This is a genomic window from Vibrio sp. 1288, assembly GCF_033344475.1.
Genome location: NZ_JAWPOX010001129.1, coordinates 1 through 517 on the forward strand (window position 1 = coordinate 1; position 517 = coordinate 517).

1 protein-coding gene is annotated in these 517 nt (G+C 48.2%); it reads right to left on the reverse strand.

From position 1 onward, the window contains the following. Positions 1–172 precede the first annotated feature (172 nt). On the reverse strand, positions 173–517 hold a 345-nt coding region (locus tag R8O11_RS31275), incomplete at its 5' end, for an MgtC/SapB family protein (protein WP_318195399.1).

Here is a 517-nt window from a genome sequence, read left to right on the forward strand (position 1 = left end):
GACCAAATCGATGGCGTTCAAATTGGTCTGTTGAACTGTGCGGATAACGGCTTCTTCAAATGTTTCCCTATCATCAACTTCGCTAAATAATCTTAGCGAAAGCCAGATACCAAAAAGCCCGCGATGTTCGCGGGCTTTTTTATTGGAAAATTGAAACAGGCCAACCATTCTCTTATTTGATCAAGCGAGAGGAGGTTTTGCGCTGCTGAATTTTTTGATGAACACCGCGACGTAACGCCTTGATACGGTTTTCAGCTTTATCCACGCCAAGCAGAACGCTCAACGCAAGCAAGGTAATCACGACCGATTGCATTAAGTAACCGAGGCCGATCATCAAACCAAGCCCAGCCAGTACCCAAATGACGGCTGCCGAAGTGACGCCATGGATTTTGCCATCCAGCGTCATCATCACGCCAGCACCCAAGAAGCCGACGCCAGTAATGATCTGACCAAGCACACGAGCTTGGTCGAGCGTGTTTGGTGATAACGACACTGCCATCGACATAAACAGGTAGGT